General features: G+C 44.0%; 17 protein-coding genes. 15 read left to right on the top strand and 2 right to left on the bottom strand.

What is annotated here, in order from left to right; all coding sequences use genetic code 11:
* Positions 1-3: 3 nt before the first annotated feature.
* The 6 genes from ilvN to BUQ89_RS05895 all read left to right on the top strand — a co-directional run bounded on the left by ilvN (position 4) and on the right by BUQ89_RS05895 (position 5,666).
* Positions 4-495: an acetolactate synthase small subunit gene (gene ilvN, locus BUQ89_RS05870; protein WP_028462381.1), complete on the top strand. Its 492-nt coding sequence runs from the start codon at positions 4-6 to the stop codon at positions 493-495.
* Between the two features lie 124 nt (positions 496-619).
* Positions 620-1,636: a ketol-acid reductoisomerase gene (ilvC, locus tag BUQ89_RS05875; protein WP_028462382.1), complete on the top strand. Its 1,017-nt coding sequence runs from the start codon at positions 620-622 to the stop codon at positions 1,634-1,636.
* Positions 1,637-1,714: 78 nt separating this feature from the next.
* Positions 1,715-2,362, top strand: a complete 648-nt coding sequence (locus BUQ89_RS05880) for a phosphatidylserine decarboxylase (protein WP_028462383.1) — start codon at positions 1,715-1,717, stop codon at positions 2,360-2,362.
* Between the two features lie 163 nt (positions 2,363-2,525).
* Positions 2,526-3,299, top strand: a complete 774-nt coding sequence (pssA, locus tag BUQ89_RS05885) for a CDP-diacylglycerol--serine O-phosphatidyltransferase (protein WP_028462384.1) — start codon at positions 2,526-2,528, stop codon at positions 3,297-3,299.
* 227 nt (positions 3,300-3,526) lie between these two features.
* Positions 3,527-5,059 (top strand): 2-isopropylmalate synthase, encoded by a 1,533-nt coding sequence (locus tag BUQ89_RS05890; RefSeq protein WP_028462385.1) that lies wholly within the window; start codon positions 3,527-3,529, stop codon positions 5,057-5,059.
* Positions 5,060-5,210: 151 nt separating this feature from the next.
* Complete coding sequence (locus tag BUQ89_RS05895; RefSeq protein WP_245812915.1) at positions 5,211-5,666, top strand: TlpA family protein disulfide reductase; 456 nt, start codon at positions 5,211-5,213, stop codon at positions 5,664-5,666.
* A gap of 50 nt (positions 5,667-5,716) precedes the next feature.
* Here BUQ89_RS05895 and BUQ89_RS05900 read toward each other — a convergent pair whose 3' ends face one another.
* Together BUQ89_RS05900 and BUQ89_RS05905 are read right to left on the bottom strand one after the other, a co-directional pair.
* Positions 5,717-6,334 carry a lytic transglycosylase domain-containing protein gene (locus BUQ89_RS05900; protein ID WP_028462386.1) on the bottom strand — a complete coding sequence of 206 codons (618 nt, stop codon included), beginning with the start codon at positions 6,332-6,334 and terminating at the stop codon, positions 5,717-5,719.
* Complete coding sequence (locus BUQ89_RS05905) at positions 6,322-8,031, bottom strand: proline--tRNA ligase (protein WP_028462387.1); 1,710 nt, start codon at positions 8,029-8,031, stop codon at positions 6,322-6,324. Before BUQ89_RS05905 ends, BUQ89_RS05900 begins: the two co-directional genes overlap by 13 nt.
* 229 nt (positions 8,032-8,260) lie before the next feature.
* Here BUQ89_RS05905 and BUQ89_RS05910 point away from each other — a divergent pair, with 229 nt between their 5' ends.
* The 9 genes from BUQ89_RS05910 (at position 8,261) to BUQ89_RS05955 (ending at position 16,693) form a co-directional block, all read left to right on the top strand.
* Positions 8,261-8,815, top strand: a complete 555-nt coding sequence (locus tag BUQ89_RS05910; protein ID WP_028462388.1) for an RNA pyrophosphohydrolase — start codon at positions 8,261-8,263, stop codon at positions 8,813-8,815.
* 202 nt (positions 8,816-9,017) lie between these two features.
* Positions 9,018-10,151: an IS200/IS605 family element RNA-guided endonuclease TnpB gene (gene tnpB, locus BUQ89_RS05915; RefSeq protein WP_074202452.1), complete on the top strand. Its 1,134-nt coding sequence runs from the start codon at positions 9,018-9,020 to the stop codon at positions 10,149-10,151.
* Positions 10,152-10,303: 152 nt separating this feature from the next.
* Positions 10,304-11,299, top strand: coding sequence for a cytochrome-c peroxidase (locus tag BUQ89_RS05920; RefSeq protein WP_028462389.1), 996 nt, complete (start codon positions 10,304-10,306; stop codon positions 11,297-11,299).
* A gap of 279 nt (positions 11,300-11,578) precedes the next feature.
* On the top strand, positions 11,579-11,824 hold the full coding sequence (hfq, locus tag BUQ89_RS05930; protein ID WP_028462391.1) for an RNA chaperone Hfq: 246 nt from the start codon (positions 11,579-11,581) through the stop codon (positions 11,822-11,824).
* Positions 11,825-11,894: 70 nt separating this feature from the next.
* Positions 11,895-12,995, top strand: a complete 1,101-nt coding sequence (gene hflX, locus BUQ89_RS05935; protein WP_143071292.1) for a GTPase HflX — start codon at positions 11,895-11,897, stop codon at positions 12,993-12,995.
* A gap of 29 nt (positions 12,996-13,024) precedes the next feature.
* Complete coding sequence (gene hflK / locus BUQ89_RS05940) at positions 13,025-14,212, top strand: FtsH protease activity modulator HflK (protein WP_028462392.1); 1,188 nt, start codon at positions 13,025-13,027, stop codon at positions 14,210-14,212.
* A complete protein-coding gene (gene hflC / locus BUQ89_RS05945) occupies positions 14,213-15,091 on the top strand; it encodes a protease modulator HflC (protein WP_028462393.1) in 879 nt (292 codons plus the stop codon). It abuts the gene before it with no gap.
* 199 nt (positions 15,092-15,290) lie between these two features.
* Positions 15,291-15,476 (top strand): DUF2065 domain-containing protein, encoded by a 186-nt coding sequence (locus tag BUQ89_RS05950; protein ID WP_028462394.1) that lies wholly within the window; start codon positions 15,291-15,293, stop codon positions 15,474-15,476.
* 47 nt (positions 15,477-15,523) lie between these two features.
* Positions 15,524-16,693, top strand: a complete 1,170-nt coding sequence (locus BUQ89_RS05955) for an ATP phosphoribosyltransferase regulatory subunit (protein WP_028462395.1) — start codon at positions 15,524-15,526, stop codon at positions 16,691-16,693.
* Positions 16,694-16,703 lie beyond the last annotated feature (10 nt).

The raw sequence follows: 16,703 nt of genomic DNA on the forward strand, positions 1-16,703 counted from the left end.
GAAATGCGACATATTATTTCCCTGTTAATGGAAAATGAGGCGGGTGCTTTATCTCGTGTGGCGGGTTTATTTTCGGCGCGTGGTTATAACATTGAGTCACTTTCAGTGGCGCCCACAGAAGACCCAACTTTGTCACGTATGACGTTAGTGACCGTGGGTTCAGATGACGTCCTGGAACAGGTGACCAAACAGCTCAATAAGCTGATTGAGGTGGTTAAAGTTCTTGATCTGAGCGATGGCAATCATATCGAGCGTGAACTCATGCTGGTAAAGGTGCGGGCTATTGGTGCGGATCGAGATGAAATAAAACGTTTGGCTGATATTTTTCGTGGCTGTATTATTGATGTGAGCGATAAATGCTATACGATCGAATTAACCGGTACCAGTGCAAAGCTGGATGCGTTTCTTGCGGCAATTGAACAAGGTACGGTGCTGGAGACAGTCCGTACCGGTGCTTCCGGAATAGGTCGTGGCGAGCGGATATTGAAGGCATAGTTTGTTGGATAAATTCAATGTGTAAGGTCAGAAACGGGGGGGTGATGTACCTCCATAAAATCCTTCTCTAGGTATCATTCACTTGTTCCTGTCCAAGATTATATAAAAAGTAAAAAGGAAAATAATGAAAGTTTTTTATGATAAAGATGCAGACTTGTCTCTTATTAAACATAAGAAGGTAACCATAGTCGGTTATGGTTCGCAAGGCCATGCGCATGCGAATAATCTGCATGAATCCGGCGTAAAAGTCATCGTAGGTTTACGTAAGGATGGTGCCTCCTGGGATAAGGCGAAAAAAGCCGGTTTGACAGTCAAAGAAGTGGCACAAGCGGTTAAGGGTGCGGATGTGGTGATGCTGCTGTTACCGGATGAGCAGATTGCCGCTGTTTATAAAGCTGAGATTGAGCCTAATCTTAAGAAGAACGCAACGCTTGCGTTTGCCCATGGTTTTAATGTGCATTATGGTCAGGTAACGCCGCGCGAGGATCTGGATGTTATTATGATCGCGCCTAAGGGCCCGGGACATCTGGTGCGGTCAACTTATGTACAGGGAGGCGGTGTGCCGACACTGATCGCTGTTCATCAGGATAAATCGGGTAAAGCACGCGATCTGGCGTTGTCTTACGCTGCGGCGAACGGAGGAACGCGTGGTGGTGTCATTGAGACCAATTTCCGTGAAGAAACCGAGACAGATTTATTCGGTGAGCAGGTTGTACTGTGTGGTGGTCTGACCGCATTGATTCAGGCCGGCTTTGAAACACTCGTGGAGGCAGGTTATGCACCTGAAATGGCTTATTTCGAGTGCCTGCACGAGGTGAAACTGATTGTGGATCTGATTTATGAAGGCGGGATTGCCAATATGCGCTATTCCATTTCCAATAATGCAGAATACGGCGATGTTTCCCGTGGTCCTCGTATTATTACTGAAGAGACTCGTGCGGAAATGCGCCGGGTTTTGCGTGAAATTCAGACGGGTGAATATGCTCGTGAGTTTATTTTGGAAAACCAGGCGGGTGCGCCTGTGCTTAAATCCAGCCGTCGGCTGGCTGCCGAACACCAAATCGAAGTGGTTGGCGAAAAATTGCGTGATATGATGCCATGGATCAAGAAAAACAAGCTGGTTGATCAAGTAAAAAACTAGTGAGACCGGAATATGTTTTGTAATACCCAGCGCCGAATCACTTTACTACGATCCATTTTATTTTCTCAGAAATAACTTATGTCTTCATATCCTCACCCTATTATTGCCCGTGAGGGCTGGCCTTTTATTGCGGCAGCGGTTATCGTAACGTTGTTAGTTCATATTTTTGCTGGCTGGCTATGGGCATTGCCGCTTTGGCTGATCACTTTTTTTATTCTGCAGTTTTTTCGTGACCCCGCGCGCGATGTGCCGATGGCCCGTAATGCGGTCTTGTCACCTGCTGACGGCAGGATCGTCGCAGTAGAGAAGATACTGGATCCTTATCTTAATCGTGATGCAATCAAGGTTAGTGTGTTTATGAATGTATTTAATGTGCATTCTAATCGTAGCCCGGTTGATGGTGAGATCCAGAATAAATGGTATTTTCCAGGTAAATTTATTAATGCAGACTTACCTAAAGCTTCATTGGAAAATGAGCGAAATGCTTTATGGATAAAGGCAGATAGTGGCGCGGATGTGACTTGTGTGCAGATCGCCGGATTAATTGCAAAGCGTATTATTTGTCATGCGAATCCAGGGGAGCACCTTGCGCGCGGCCAGCGTTTCGGCTTTATTCGCTTTGGTTCAAGGGTGGATGTCTATCTGCCATTAGAGACTAAGATTAATGTGAATATTGGCGATAAAGTTTACGCGACCTCGACGATATTAGCCGAGTTACGCGAGTAAGGAAAAGCTGTTTTGCGCCTGCTTTACCTGGTTTAGAATTCGTTTAAAATATTGTTTTACAGAAATGACCTGCCAGAAAAGGTTGCTTTTCTGACAGGTCCCATTGATTGCTTGTTCATATCCATTTATCATTTGGTGGCGCTTATTTTTATTCAAATCAATAATGCCTGACTCATACTCCACGCGTGTTGTGCTCAAATCCCGGCTACGGCGACGGGGTATTTATTTATTACCTAACTTGTTTACGACTGCGGCACTTTTTGCGGGATTCTACGCGATTGTGCAGGCAATGAATGGGCACTTTGAGCAGGCTGCAGTCGCTATTTTCATTGCGATGGTGTTGGATGGTCTGGATGGCCGAGTAGCCCGTCTTACGCATACGCAGAGCGAATTTGGCGCAGAATATGACAGTATGTCCGATATGGTTTCATTCGGTGTTGCACCGGCGCTGATTGTATATGAATGGGCCTTAAAGGATATGGGTAACTGGGGCTGGATCGCCGCTTTTATTTATTGCGCCTGCGCTGCGTTAAGGTTGGCACGATTTAATACAAATATCGATATCATTGATAAACGTTTTTTTCAAGGATTACCGACGCCGGCTGCCGCTGCATTAATTGCCGGGCTGGTATGGGTTATGCTGGATTTTCAGGTAGAAGGTTCAGATATCAGGTGGTTAGTATGGTTAGCCACCCTATTTGCTGGCCTGACTATGGTCAGTAATTTGCCTTTTTATAGTGGTAAAGAGATCAATTTACGCAGAAGAGTGCCTTTTTTTACCGTGCTGCTGTTGGTGCTGTTCTTTTTTGTAGTCATCCCAAGCCACCCGCCTGTTGTTTTGTTTTGCTTGTTTGCAGTATATGCCTTGTCTGGCTATTTCATTAAGTTATGGCGATTTGTTAAAGCAAAAAAGAATAGTGAAATACCCACGCCTTGATTAATTGCTATTGCATAAAAAGAGAAAGTTATTTATATTCGTTCGTATAATGAGAATAAACGTACTAGCCTCCTTTCTTTTTTTACAAATTCCATTACGCTCAATGGGGTTTGTACTACTGCGCCTTGCGCGCTAATACTCCCACACATTCTTCTTTTTCTGTCCGATAAAATTCAAACTCTGAATTTTTATCCATTTCCAGTTTTCTTCCTAAAGCGGAGAGAGTAATGCGAGATCATTTAATTATTTTTGATACCACCTTGCGCGATGGTGAACAAAGTCCTGGTGCATCCATGACTAAAGAGGAAAAGGTACATATTGCGCGGCAATTAGAGCGCATGGGTGTCGATGTTATTGAGGCGGGTTTTCCAGCTGCATCCAATGGTGATTTTGATGCAGTAAAAGCCGTCGCTGATACAGTGAAACAGAGCGTCGTGTGTGGATTGGCGCGAGCAATTGAAACTGATATCAAGCGTACCGGTGAGGCATTGAGGGGCGCGGAATCAGCGCGGATACATACCTTTATTGCGACCTCGCCGATCCATATGAAAAAGAAATTAAGGATGTCTCCTGAACAGGTGGTTGAGCAGGCAGTCAAGGCTGTAAAGTGGGCACGGCAATTTACGGATAATATCGAGTTTTCGCCTGAAGATGCGGGTCGATCAGAGACTGATTTTCTTTGTTACATATTGGAAGCGGTGATTGATGCGGGGGCAACGACACTGAATATTCCGGATACGGTTGGCTATACCATGCCCGAACAATTCGGACAACTGATCCGCACCTTGCGCGAGCGTATACCGAATTCTGATAAAGCCATATTTTCAGTTCATTGTCATAACGATCTGGGGCTGGCGGTGGCGAATTCCTTGACAGCGGTGATGAATGGTGCACGACAGGTAGAATGTACGATCAATGGATTAGGAGAGCGTGCGGGGAATGCCTCACTTGAGGAAGTGGTGATGGCAGTGCGCACCCGCCAGGATTATTTTCCTTGTGATACCCGCATCGATACGACACATATTGTGCCAGCGAGTAAATTGGTTTCAGGTATTACGGGTTTTCCAGTACAGCCTAATAAAGCCATCGTCGGTGCCAATGCATTCGCACATGAGTCGGGTATTCACCAGGATGGCGTACTTAAGCATCGTGAAACGTATGAAATCATGCGGGCTGAAGATGTCGGCTGGGGAACAAATAAATTGTTATTGGGCAAGCATTCCGGGCGAAATGCGTTTCGTACACGTCTGATGGAGTTAGGTATTGAGCTGGAATCTGAAGAAACACTGAATAATACGTTTATGCGTTTCAAGGAATTAGCGGATAAGAAGCATGAAATTTTTGATGAGGATTTGCATGCTTTAATTTCAGATGAAGTGCTGGTGTTACAGGAGCGCTATAAGTTATTGTCGTTAACGGTTCATTGTGAAACAGGCGAAATTCCCTATGCGCGTATAATTATTGCGGAAGAAGGCGAAGAACTACAGGCCGAGTCAGGCGGTAGCGGTCCTGTCGATGCAACACTCTGCGCGATTGAAAAAATACTGGCGAGTGGTGCTGAACTACAGTTGTTCTCAGTTAACAATATCACCAGCGGTACGGATTCACAAGGTGAGGTAACCGTCAGGCTACAAAAATCAGGTCGTATTGTGAATGGGCATGGTGCCGATACGGATATTGTGGTAGCTTCTGCGAAAGCCTACCTCAGTGCATTAAATAAATTACATAGCAAGCTGGAAAAAGCACACCCGCAAGTTTAGTTCTAGATAGGCTGCTGGTATGCAGGATTGCTTTATCAAGCATCCTGCATTGCTTGCTGTGACGTGTGCATATGGATAATCCGAATGATAACAGTAGACGATTTACCACAATATGACGATACGTAATTTTATCTCCTTATTTTGTTTATGCATGTTGCTGTCAATAGGTATCGACGCACAAGGATTTCAGCTTAAGGATGAGACCGGGAAAGTACACGCGCTGACTGATTATAAAGGTAAGTGGGTATTGATCAATTTCTGGGCAACTTGGTGCCCCCCTTGCCTGGAAGAAATTCCTGATTTGATTGCACTCTATGAAAGCCGTGAAGATATCATGATCATTGGTGTTGCAATGGATTACGCCAATCCAGAAGTCGTGATGGATTTTGTTGATTCGTTAGCTATTCCGTATCCGACAGTTCTGGGTAGCAGAGAAATAGCTTCTCAAATTGATGATATTACAATGTTGCCAACTACTTATTTGTTTGATCCTGCTGGCCAGCCGGCAGCGCGTAAGCTTGGATTAATATCACGAGAAGATATCGAGGAATTTATAAAGCTGGAATCAGTGGACAGCTTAAAGAATGATATGTCCATGAAGCCATAGGGATTTATATCTGTTGATTTTTTATTCCGGGTACCTGAATGGCTCTGTTGTTAATAGTCGTTTACTGAGTCGGGTTCTGTTGCAGCATGATACGTCCATGTGTCGCGCCATGCATTGAATACCTGTTGTGGATACGTGGCTTGCCCCAGACTGCCATTATAGCGGCCAAGCGCACGAAAATAATCGCCTTTTTCAATGTCAAGATAATGCCGCAGGATAGTGCAGCCGTAACGCAGATTGACGCGCAGATGAAAGAGATTGTGTTCGTTGCTGCCGATGGTTTCTATCCAGAAAGGCATGACCTGCATATAGCCGTGTGCCCCCGCTTCCGAGACAGCATATTTTTTGAAACCACTTTCAACCTGGATCACACTGAGTACCAGCTGTGGATCGAGCCCCGCGCGTGTCGCTTCATAGTGTACTGTGCTCAGGAAATCATTCCGTTCCTGTGGATCGGATATGATGGTCTTTAGTTGGCTGCTCATGGTGATAAGCCATTGTTTATTCTCAGCCTTAACTATGAATTCCCGAGCTGGAATTGCCTGGTCACTGACTGCTTTTTGCATGACGGTACGTGTGCTGGCAGCAAGCGGCTCATACCGCTGGTCACCAGCTTGAACAGAAAAAGGAAGCAAAAGTGATAGGGCGATTCCGGTTAATCTGGACATATTTTAGATGTAATGAAAGAAAATATATTTTCTAACGGAATCGACTGGGATGCTTTATCGCGTCGGCCCTGATACTCAATAGTCGCTTCTTTTAAACCACGCTCACCAATGACAATGCGATGTGAAATACCAACCAGTTCCATATCAGCAAACATGACACCGGGGCGTCCGTCACGGTCATCCAGCAGAACTTCAATTCCGGCTGCCAGGAATTCTTTATAGAGCCTTTCTGCTTCAGTTTTTACCTGAATATTTTTTTTCATGCCGATAGGTATAATGACCAATTGAAATGGCGCAATTGCCTGTGGAAAAATGATACCGCGTTCATCATGATTCTGCTCGATAGCTGCGGCTACGATACGTGATATGCCGATACCATAACAACCCATTTCCATTGCATGTGTTTGACCGGATTCAGCCAGATAATTTGCTTTCATGGTGCCGGAATATTTAGTCCGCAATTTAAAAATATGACCTACTTCAATGCCTCGGCAGATCTTTAATTGACCTTTTTCATCTGGTGAGGGGTCACCTGAAACGACATTGCGAATATCAAAAACATGATCAGGTATAGGAATGTCACGGTCAAAGTTAACATGAGTGTAGTGAAAACCTGCTTCATTTGCGCCACACACAAAATCACTCATTTCCATTACGGCATTATCGGCAACAACGCAGATCTCCGAGTTAACCGGTCCGATGTATCCGGGACGTGAACCGATCTCTTCGAGAATCGCTTCTTCACTTGCCAATTGAAAATCAGTCAGGAAAGGAATTTTTCTTACCTTTAACTCATTCAGTTGATGATCCCCTCGCAACAATAACAGGAACATTTTGTTATTTGCTGTTACGGCGAGTGTTTTAACCATCCGATGCAGAGGCATATTCAGGAAATGGGCGACTTCCGGACAGGTTTTTTTATTTGGTGTCGCAATTTTTAGTATTTTTTCGCCCGGGGCGCTGCGCATTTTGATGCATGGCCGTGTTTCAGCTAATTCAATATTAGCGGCATAGTTAGACTCAGGACAAAATGCAATGACATCTTCACCGGAGTCGGCCAATACATGAAATTCGTGTGAACCACTACCGCCTATTGCGCCCGTATCGGCGGTCACCGCACGAAAATCGAGCCCAAGGCGAGTAAAAATACGATGATAGGTATCGTACATTTGTTGATAACTTTGCTCCAGACTGGATTCACTGGTGTGAAAAGAATAAGCATCCTTCATTATAAATTCACGTGCACGCATGACGCCAAAGCGTGGGCGGATCTCATCACGGAATTTAGTTTGAATCTGATAAAAGTTAACCGGCAGTTGACGATAGCTCTTGATGGTCTGCCGTGCAATATCCGTAATGATTTCTTCGTGAGTGGGACCAAAACAGAAATCATGTTTGTGTCTATCTTTTATTTTTAGCATCTGGGGGCCAAATACTTCCCATCTTCCTGTTTCCTGCCAGAGTTCTGCCGGTTGTATTGCCGGCATAAGCATTTCTATCGCACCACTTTTATTCATTTCTTCGCGAACGATATTCTCGATTTTACGTAGTATTCTTAAACCTAATGGCATCCAGGTATAAAGTCCGCTACCCAGGCGTCTGATTAATCCTGCACGCAGCATCAGTTTATGACTGATTAATTCAGCCTCAGTTGGAGCTTCCTTTAGTGTGGAAATAAAAAATTGCGAGACGCGCATGTTTGATTCCATTATGATGATATTAAAGGGGAGGCAATTCTACCTTGAAACACTAAGCTAAGTGTGGTTTAGTCTAATTACCATAGATATTGAGAATATATCAAATATGAGAAGCTAAAAAGACTAACCAATATAGGATAAGAATGGGTTTTTGTTTTTTGGGTGCTTTCAATCTGAAGCAAAATATGAAAAAATCCACACTATTTGACGGGTCAAACGGGTGAATCACATGATTGACCGTAATGGATATCGCCCTAATGTCGGTATTATTCTGCTGAATTCAGGGAATGAGGTTTTTTGGGGTAAACGTATAAGACAGAACTCCTGGCAATTTCCCCAGGGTGGCATCAAATCGGGTGAGAGTCCGGAGCAGGCGATGTACAGAGAACTCACGGAGGAGGTCGGCTTGCATCCTAATCATGTCGAAATTGTGGGTCGCACGCGGGATTGGCTGCGTTATGAAGTGCCGGATCGCTGGATTAGACGTGAGTGGCGCGGAAACTACAAAGGACAGAAGCAGATTTGGTATTTGCTGCGTTTGTTGGGACGCGATAGTGATGTGTCGCTACGCAGAAGTGCTCATCCCGAATTTGATGCCTGGCGATGGAATCAATACTGGGTTGAGTTAGAATCAGTAGTTGAATTTAAACGTGAGGTCTATCAGCAGGCGCTGACCGAGTTATCACGCTTACTCAAATTAAATCCGCGCCAGAAGCATGGGTGTCATGAGGATCATTCTGTCGCCAGAGAAATGATGGCCAAATCAGCAAAAGAAGGCGGATAATTCCCCATATTCTAATCAGCGTATCTGATTTCTCTACGCCAATATCTTTACAGCCGATTTGATAGTTTTGCCGAGTGGATCGAATGACTATTTATCATCTCAACTTCCGGAAAACCCCGGTCTTAAGGCCGGGGATGGATAGGGAGTCAGCTTCGCTGATACTAAAGCCTGTTTTTTCACCTATTTCTGTTACAGTGTGTTAATGGAAATTAAGCGCGCATACAAATTCAGGTTTTACCCAACTTTTGAGCAAGAAACTATTCTGGCTCAAACATTCGGGTGTGCTCGGTTTGTCTATAATCGCATGTTGCGCGTTCGTTCTGATGCTTGGTATACCGAGAAAAAAAGAATCGGGTATCATGCTACCTCCTCTTTGTTGACCGAGTTAAAAAAAGAGCCTGAATTTGAATGGCTGAACAAAGTTTCCAGTGTTCCTGTGCAGCAATCTCTCCGCCACCTGCAAACGGCATTTGGTAATTTCTTTGCCAAACGAGCCAAATACCCGTCATTCAAAAGCAAGCATGAGAAGCAATCGGCTGAATACACGTCCAGCGCCTTCAAGTGGGACGGTAAGTCTCTGAAACTGGCGAAGATGAAAGATCCGCTGAATATCAGATGGTCGCGCACCCTTCCTAAGGCAACAAAACTAACGATTGCAACAGTCTCTAAAGACTCAGCGGGTCGATACCATGTTTCTATGCTTTGCGACGACTCTGTTGCGCGAAAGCCAAGGGTTAGCGGCAAAGTCGGCATTGACTTAGGATTAACGCACTTCGCTATTCTTTCTACGGGCGAGAAGATTGCGTCTCCTAACACGCTACGAAAGAATGAAACCAGGCTTGCTAAGCTGCAACGCAAGCTATCTAAAAAGCGCAAAGGGTCGGCCAATAGACAAAAAGCCAGACTGAAAGTAGCGCGACTACATGCAGGAATTGCTGATGCTCGTAAAGACTTTCTACATAAACTCTCAACACGGCTAGTGAACGAAAACCAAGTGATAGCTGTAGAGTCTTTAGCTGTTAGCAATATGAAGAAAAATCGTTGCCTCGCAAAATCAATTTCCGATGCAGGATGGGGTGAGTTTGTGCGGCAATTAGAATACAAGTCGCTGTGGTACGGGCGAGAGCTTGTAGGTATTGACCGATGGTATCCAAGCAGCAAACGCTGCTCGGGATGTGGGCATACCGTAAACAAGATGCCTTTGAATGTGCGTGAATGGACTTGTCCGGAATGCGGATCAATCCATGATCGAGACATCAACGCAGCGCGTAATGTTTTGGCCGCTGGACTGGCGGTGTCAGCCCTTGGAGAATCTATAAGTCCTGTTTGCATTTAGGTGCGTCCGGGTTGGATTCGTTGAATTGGGAATCCCCTTCGTTTACGGAGGGGAGCAGTCAATCCATCTTGAAAATACTAGACTCCGAATCGTAAATATCTGATGAGGCGTGATCGGCTGCGCCATTACAGCCGTATTTTAAGGAGATTCCAATGATGATGCGTATGCTGGTTGTATCGCTGCTATCGATTGGCGCAATTGTCACCTCGGTTCATGTGTCAGCGAATGAACCTATTCAACCCATTAAAGCCGTTAAACCTGAAAATCCGAAAATGGTTGAATTGGGGAAGATGTTGTTTTTTGATCCACGTTTATCAAAATCGGGTTTTATTTCTTGTAACTCATGTCATAACTTGAGTATGGGTGGGACCGATAATATTCCGAGTTCTATCGGCCATGCGTGGTATCAGGGACCGATTAATGCGCCAACCGTATTGAATGCGAACATGAATCTGGCTCAATTCTGGGATGGGCGCGCAAAAGATTTAAAAGAACAAGCCGGGGGGCCTATTGCTAATCCAGGCGAGATGGCTTTTACTCACGAACTAGCGATAGAAGTCTTAGACTCTATCCCGCAGTATCGTGCTTATTTTAAACAGGTTTTTGGATCTGAGAAAATTAATATAGATTCAGTAACGACAGCCATTGCAGCTTTTGAAGAAACATTGGTGACACCTGGTTCACGCTTTGATAAATGGCTCGAGGGTGATCAGGCGGCATTAAATAAAATCGAACTGGAAGGATATAAACTATTTAAGAGCAGTGGTTGTGCTGGTTGCCATAACGGCCCGGCCGTTGGTGGCACGCTGTATCAGAAATTTGGCATTCATACTCCCTATAAAACGGAGAATAAAGCAGAGGGCCGGAAGGCTGTTACTGGTAAAGAGACCGATCTGCATGTTTTTAAAGTGCCGACCTTGCGCAATATAGAACTGACTTATCCCTATTTCCATGACGGTGCTGTTGCCACATTGGAAGAGGCCGTTTCGACGATGGGTAAGTTACAATTAGATCGCACTTTTAATGAGCAAGAGGTGGCGAGTATAGTGGCCTTCTTGAAAACACTGACAGGTAAACAACCGAATATCCGGTTGCCTATTTTGCCACCTTCCACTAATAAAACGCCTCGACCACAACCATTTGAATAGTCAGTACAGAATGCAGAGTGATTATATGTAATCTGCTGTTGATATCTGTCATTGTTGCTAATGATGATCCAGGCCGTATCTATTATGGCCTGGATAATTCTGAAATATTCGGTGATTTCTGTATTGACTACCGATAATAAAGCAGTTGAGATAATTCCTTTTGATATCGGATTTGGAGTTGAGATATCGGATCTTTTTTGTTTCTGCTTATCTAATGTGGATTTGCACTTGAAAATACAGTAGAGTCACTATTCCAATAATTAGAATAGGGAGCTACCCATGGGTACCAAGGGGCAGTTATTGCAAGATCCATTTCTAAATATGCTTCGAAAGGAGCATATACCTGTATCAATTTATTTAGTAAATGGTATTAAATTGCAAGGACATATTGATTCATTTGATCAATATGTTGTGCTGTTGAAGAACTCGGTTACACAGATGGTATACAAACATGCAATATCTACAGTGGTTCCGGCAAGAGCGGTGACCATTCCCATTGAAACGACTGCTATACGGGATATCTGAGCATTTGGATACGAAAGTTACTGATTATATTAATGAAGTTGTATTAGTGAGTCTTGATTTTGGCAGCGGCATGCATATGGAACGTTTGCAAGAATTACAGCAACTAGCGATCAGTGACCAGTTGGTAATTCTTGCAATTGTTGAGGGTAAACGTTCCCGCCCAGATCCAACCACTTATGTTGGTAGTGGTAAGGTAGATGAAATAGCCAGTGTGTTAGAACAAACGGGCGCATCATTGGTAATTTTCAATCATGAACTGTCTCCTGCTCAGCAGCGTAATTTATCACAGCGTCTGCATTGTTCTGTAATAGATCGTACCAGTTTGATACTGGATATTTTTGCACAACGTGCCAAGAGCCATGAAGGAAAATTACAGGTAGAGCTGGCACAGCTCGAGCATCTTTCGACGAGATTAATCCGGGGTTGGACTCATTTAGAGCGACAGAAAGGAGGAATTGGTCTGCGTGGTCCGGGCGAAACCCAATTAGAAACAGATCGAAGGTTAATTAGAAAGCGTGTAAAGTTACTCAAGGAAAGACTGATAAAACTTGAGCGTCAGCGTAAGGTCCAAAGACGATCCAGGCGGCGAGGACCCATTTTATCGATTTCCATTGTTGGTTATACTAATGCGGGGAAGTCTACGTTATTTAACAGGTTGACTGGCGCACAATCGTATGCTGCGGACCAGTTATTTGCAACGCTTGATACGACTACTCGGAAATTGTTTATTTCAAAAGATGATTCAGTGGTGATTTCCGATACCGTGGGTTTTATTCGTGAACTGCCCCATACGTTAGTCGCTGCATTTCGTGCTACTCTTGAAGAAACGATACAGGCCGATATGCTGTTACATGTTGTAGATGCGTGTAGCCCGAATCGGGAAGAACAAATTGAAGCGGTCAATAAATTATTGAGCGAAATTGGTGCGGATACTATTCCACAAATTTTGGTATTTAATAAAATCGATCTGCACACGCCAATAGCAGATGAGGCTGATTACGGGCGGGATGAGTATGGTAGAATATCACGTATTCGTTTAAGCGCAAAAACCGGCGCAGGTTTGAAATTTGTTAAACTGGCATTGGCAGAAGAAATTTCAAGGAATCCAAAAAGGCTCCACGAGGAATCTATAAATGTTGGAAAAGTAACTGGCGGCTTATTGCCGCAGTAAATTTTTAAACGAACAAAACGGGAATGATTATGGGACTAAACGATCCTCAATGGGGAAGAAAAAAAGGCAATTCTGGTCCACCTGATTTGGATGATGTTTTGCGGAATGTAAATAAAAAAATCAGCGATATTTTCGGACAGAGAAAGGGTGACGGAAGCGACGGCGGATCACGCGGGAATAGTCCTAAGCAATATAGTAGCGGCAGTATTATATTGATTATTGGACTATTGCTGGTGGTGTGGGCAGGCAGTGGTTTCTATATTGTGAATGAAGGCCATCGAGGTGTGGTATTACGATTTGGCCAGTTTGTCGATACTACGCCTGCTGGTTTACGCTGGCATTTACCTTACCCGGTTGAGACAGTAGAGCTGGTGAACGTGAGTCAGGTTCGCACCGTTGAGATTGGCTATCGAAATAATGTCAGAAGTAAGGTGCTGAAAGAATCTCTGATGTTGACTGATGATGAGAATATCATTGATATTCAATTTGCTGTGCAGTATATTTTGAATAGTCCTGAGAATTTTTTATTTACTAATCGAGATCCTGAGGATGCAGTACTGCAGGCAGCAGAGACTGCGATTCGTGAGATTATCGGTAAAAGTAAGATGGATTATGTCCTTTACGAAGGCCGTGAACAGGTGGCAGCGAGTGCTACGCAGTTAATGCAGGCAACATTGGACCGTTATAAAATCGGAATTGCGATAAGCCGGGTCACTATGCAAAACGCACAACCACCAGAACAGGTGCAGGCTGCATTTGATGATGCGGTCAAAGCGGGGCAGGATAGGGAGCGACAAAAAAATGAGGGTCAGGCTTACGCGAATGATGTCATACCTAAAGCGACAGGTAACGCGGCTCGTTTGCTAGAAGAATCGCAAGGTTATAAGCAGCGTGTTATTGCAAATGCAGAGGGTGATGCAAGTCGCTTTAGTCAGGTTCTTGTTGAGTACGATAAAGCCCCTGCTGTGACGCGTGATCGCTTATATCTGGATATGATGCAACAGGTCCTTTCCAATACCAGTAAGGTAATCATCGATCAGAAGAGTGGAAATAATTTATTATATTTGCCACTGGATCAGTTGATCCAAATGGGTGGATCCACATCAAAATCATCTGTAACCAATGCACAGTCCCCTGCTGCGATACAGGAGGCTACACCTGATAGCAGCATACGTACACGAGAGTCATTTCGTAACCGTGAACGGGAGATGAGATAGATGAAAAAGATCAAGTCAGCATTATTAAGTATTCTTGTTGCATTATTTTTTCTGGGCAGTTCTGCGATTTACATCGTGGATGAGCGGCAGCAGGCCATTTTGTTCCAATTGGGTGAGGTAATTGATGTTAAAACTTCTCCTGGTTTGTATTTTAAAATTCCGATAGCACAGAACGTCCGTTTTTTTGAAAAACGAATTCTGACTATGGATTCAGAAGAACCAGAGCGTTTCATAACGTCAGAGAAAAAGAACGTATTGGTAGACTTGTTTGTGAAATGGCATATAGTAGACGTAAAACAATACTATGTCAGTGTACGGGGTGATGAAGCTCTGGCCCAGACACGCTTGCAGCAGACAATTAACTCCAGTTTGCGTGATGAATTTGGTAATCGTACCGTCCATGATGTGGTTTCAGGAGAACGGGATCTCATTATGGAGATTATGCGTCAGAAAGCAGACGTTGACGCACGTAAGATTGGTGTGGAAGTTGTGGATGTCCGTTTGAAACGTGTAGATTTGCCTCAGGAAGTCAGTGAATCAGTTTATCGCCGGATGGAAGCAGAGCGGAAACGGGTAGCCAATGAATTACGTTCAACAGGTTTTGCGGAATCCGAGAAAATTCGTGCCGATGCTGATCGTCAGCGCGAGATAATTATGGCCGAAGCTTATCGTGAAGCTCAGAAAACCATGGGTGAAGGCGATAGTCAGGCGACAGCTATTTACGCGGAAGCCTTTGAAAAGAATCCGGAGTTCTATGATTTTTATCGTAGCTTAGAGGCTTATAAGCAATCCTTTAAAAATAAAGGGGATATGATGGTGCTTGAACCTACCTCGGATTTTTTCAAATATCTAAAGAATCCATCTGGAAATGGAAAATAGGATAGTAGAATTATAAATCCATGTAATGTGAATATACTTGAGGTATATCCCATATCTAGTGTGTGGAGAGATTCTGGAAAGTGTTGTTCAATATGTATATTGTTACTGACTAGGATCTCTCCATAGTATTGGAAATGTACAAGCCTTTGTTTTAGAGATGCACGTGTGTGCAGCGACACCTTGTTGGAGATATTGCGGTATGTGGGATACTTTTCTGATTGCAATTGCATTAATGTTGATATTGGAAGGTATGATGCCATTCTTGTCTCCTCGAACCTGGCGAGAAACCTTTAAGAGATTAACTGAAATTGAAGATGGTCAGATACGTTTTATTGGTTTGAGCTCAATGCTGATTGGATTGGCATTACTTTTAATTCTGAGTTAGGTTCCTGTCTTTCTTATCATCATATGACCAGTTTATGATTTATACACATGCGTAACTGGCTGCTTCCCGAATATATCGAAGATATTCTGCCTACAGAGGCGTTGCATATTGAAGAGATGCGTCGTCGTATTATCGATATGTTGCGGGTACATGGCTATCAGTTGGTTATTCCGCCGCTGCTGGAATATGTTGAATCCTTGCTGACCGGTAGTGGCAGTGCTATGGATTTGCACATGTTCAAGGTGATTGACCAGTTGAGCGGTAGGATGATGGGTTTGCGTGCTGATATGACACCACAGGTTGCACGTATCGATGCGCATTTATTAAATTACGATGGTATTACCCGTTTGTGTTATGCGAGTAGCGTACTGCATACCACGCCATCAGGGTTAACCCGTACTCGTGAACCGCTCCAAATTGGTGCAGAGCTTTATGGTCACAGAGGTTTAGACAGCGATTTAGAAATACAGCGTTTGATGCTGCGTTGTTTGTCAATCTCCGGATTGGATAAAATTCATTTGGATCTTGGCCATGTTGCGGTTTTTCGTGGGCTAATTCGAAACGCCGGTATTCCACCTGAAATAGAAGCTGAATTATTTAATGTATTACAGGATAAAGATATTCCTGCATTAAAAGATTTATGTGCTGGTATGGGTAGGCATGTGAATAAGCGAACGCAGCAGGCATTACTATTGTTACCTGAATTATATGGTGATAGAAAGATTCTGGCGCATGCATATAATTTATTGCCGGATTATCCTGAGATTAAAAAAGCGCTGGATGAGCTGGAAACGGTTGGTAAGGAATTACAATCAGTAGTCGATAGCATCGCGTTTGATTTGGCTGATTTGCGGGGCTATCACTATCATAGCGGCATGGTGTTTGCTGCTTACGCTAGAGACTGTTCTAATGCAATTGCCTTGGGTGGACGATACGATGAGATTGGGAAAGCGTTTGGCAGGGCACGCCCGGCTACCGGTTTTAGCATGGATCTGCGGGTATTATCCCGATTGATTAAGCCAGATCCTTATCCCAAAGGGATTCTGGCGCCAAGCCGGAAAAATAATAAGGCACTTGAAAAAATGATCGCACAATTGCGCGATGCGGGTCAAATTGTAATAGTTGAATTGCCTGGACACAAAGATAATAAACGAACGCTTGATTGTGATAGACAACTTGTGCTGCGTAGTGGGAAATGGATTGTTGAGGAGATCTAATCGATCTCAT

The sequence above is a fragment of the Nitrosomonas cryotolerans ATCC 49181 genome (genome assembly GCF_900143275.1).
Lineage (GTDB): Bacteria > Pseudomonadota > Gammaproteobacteria > Burkholderiales > Nitrosomonadaceae > Nitrosomonas > Nitrosomonas cryotolerans.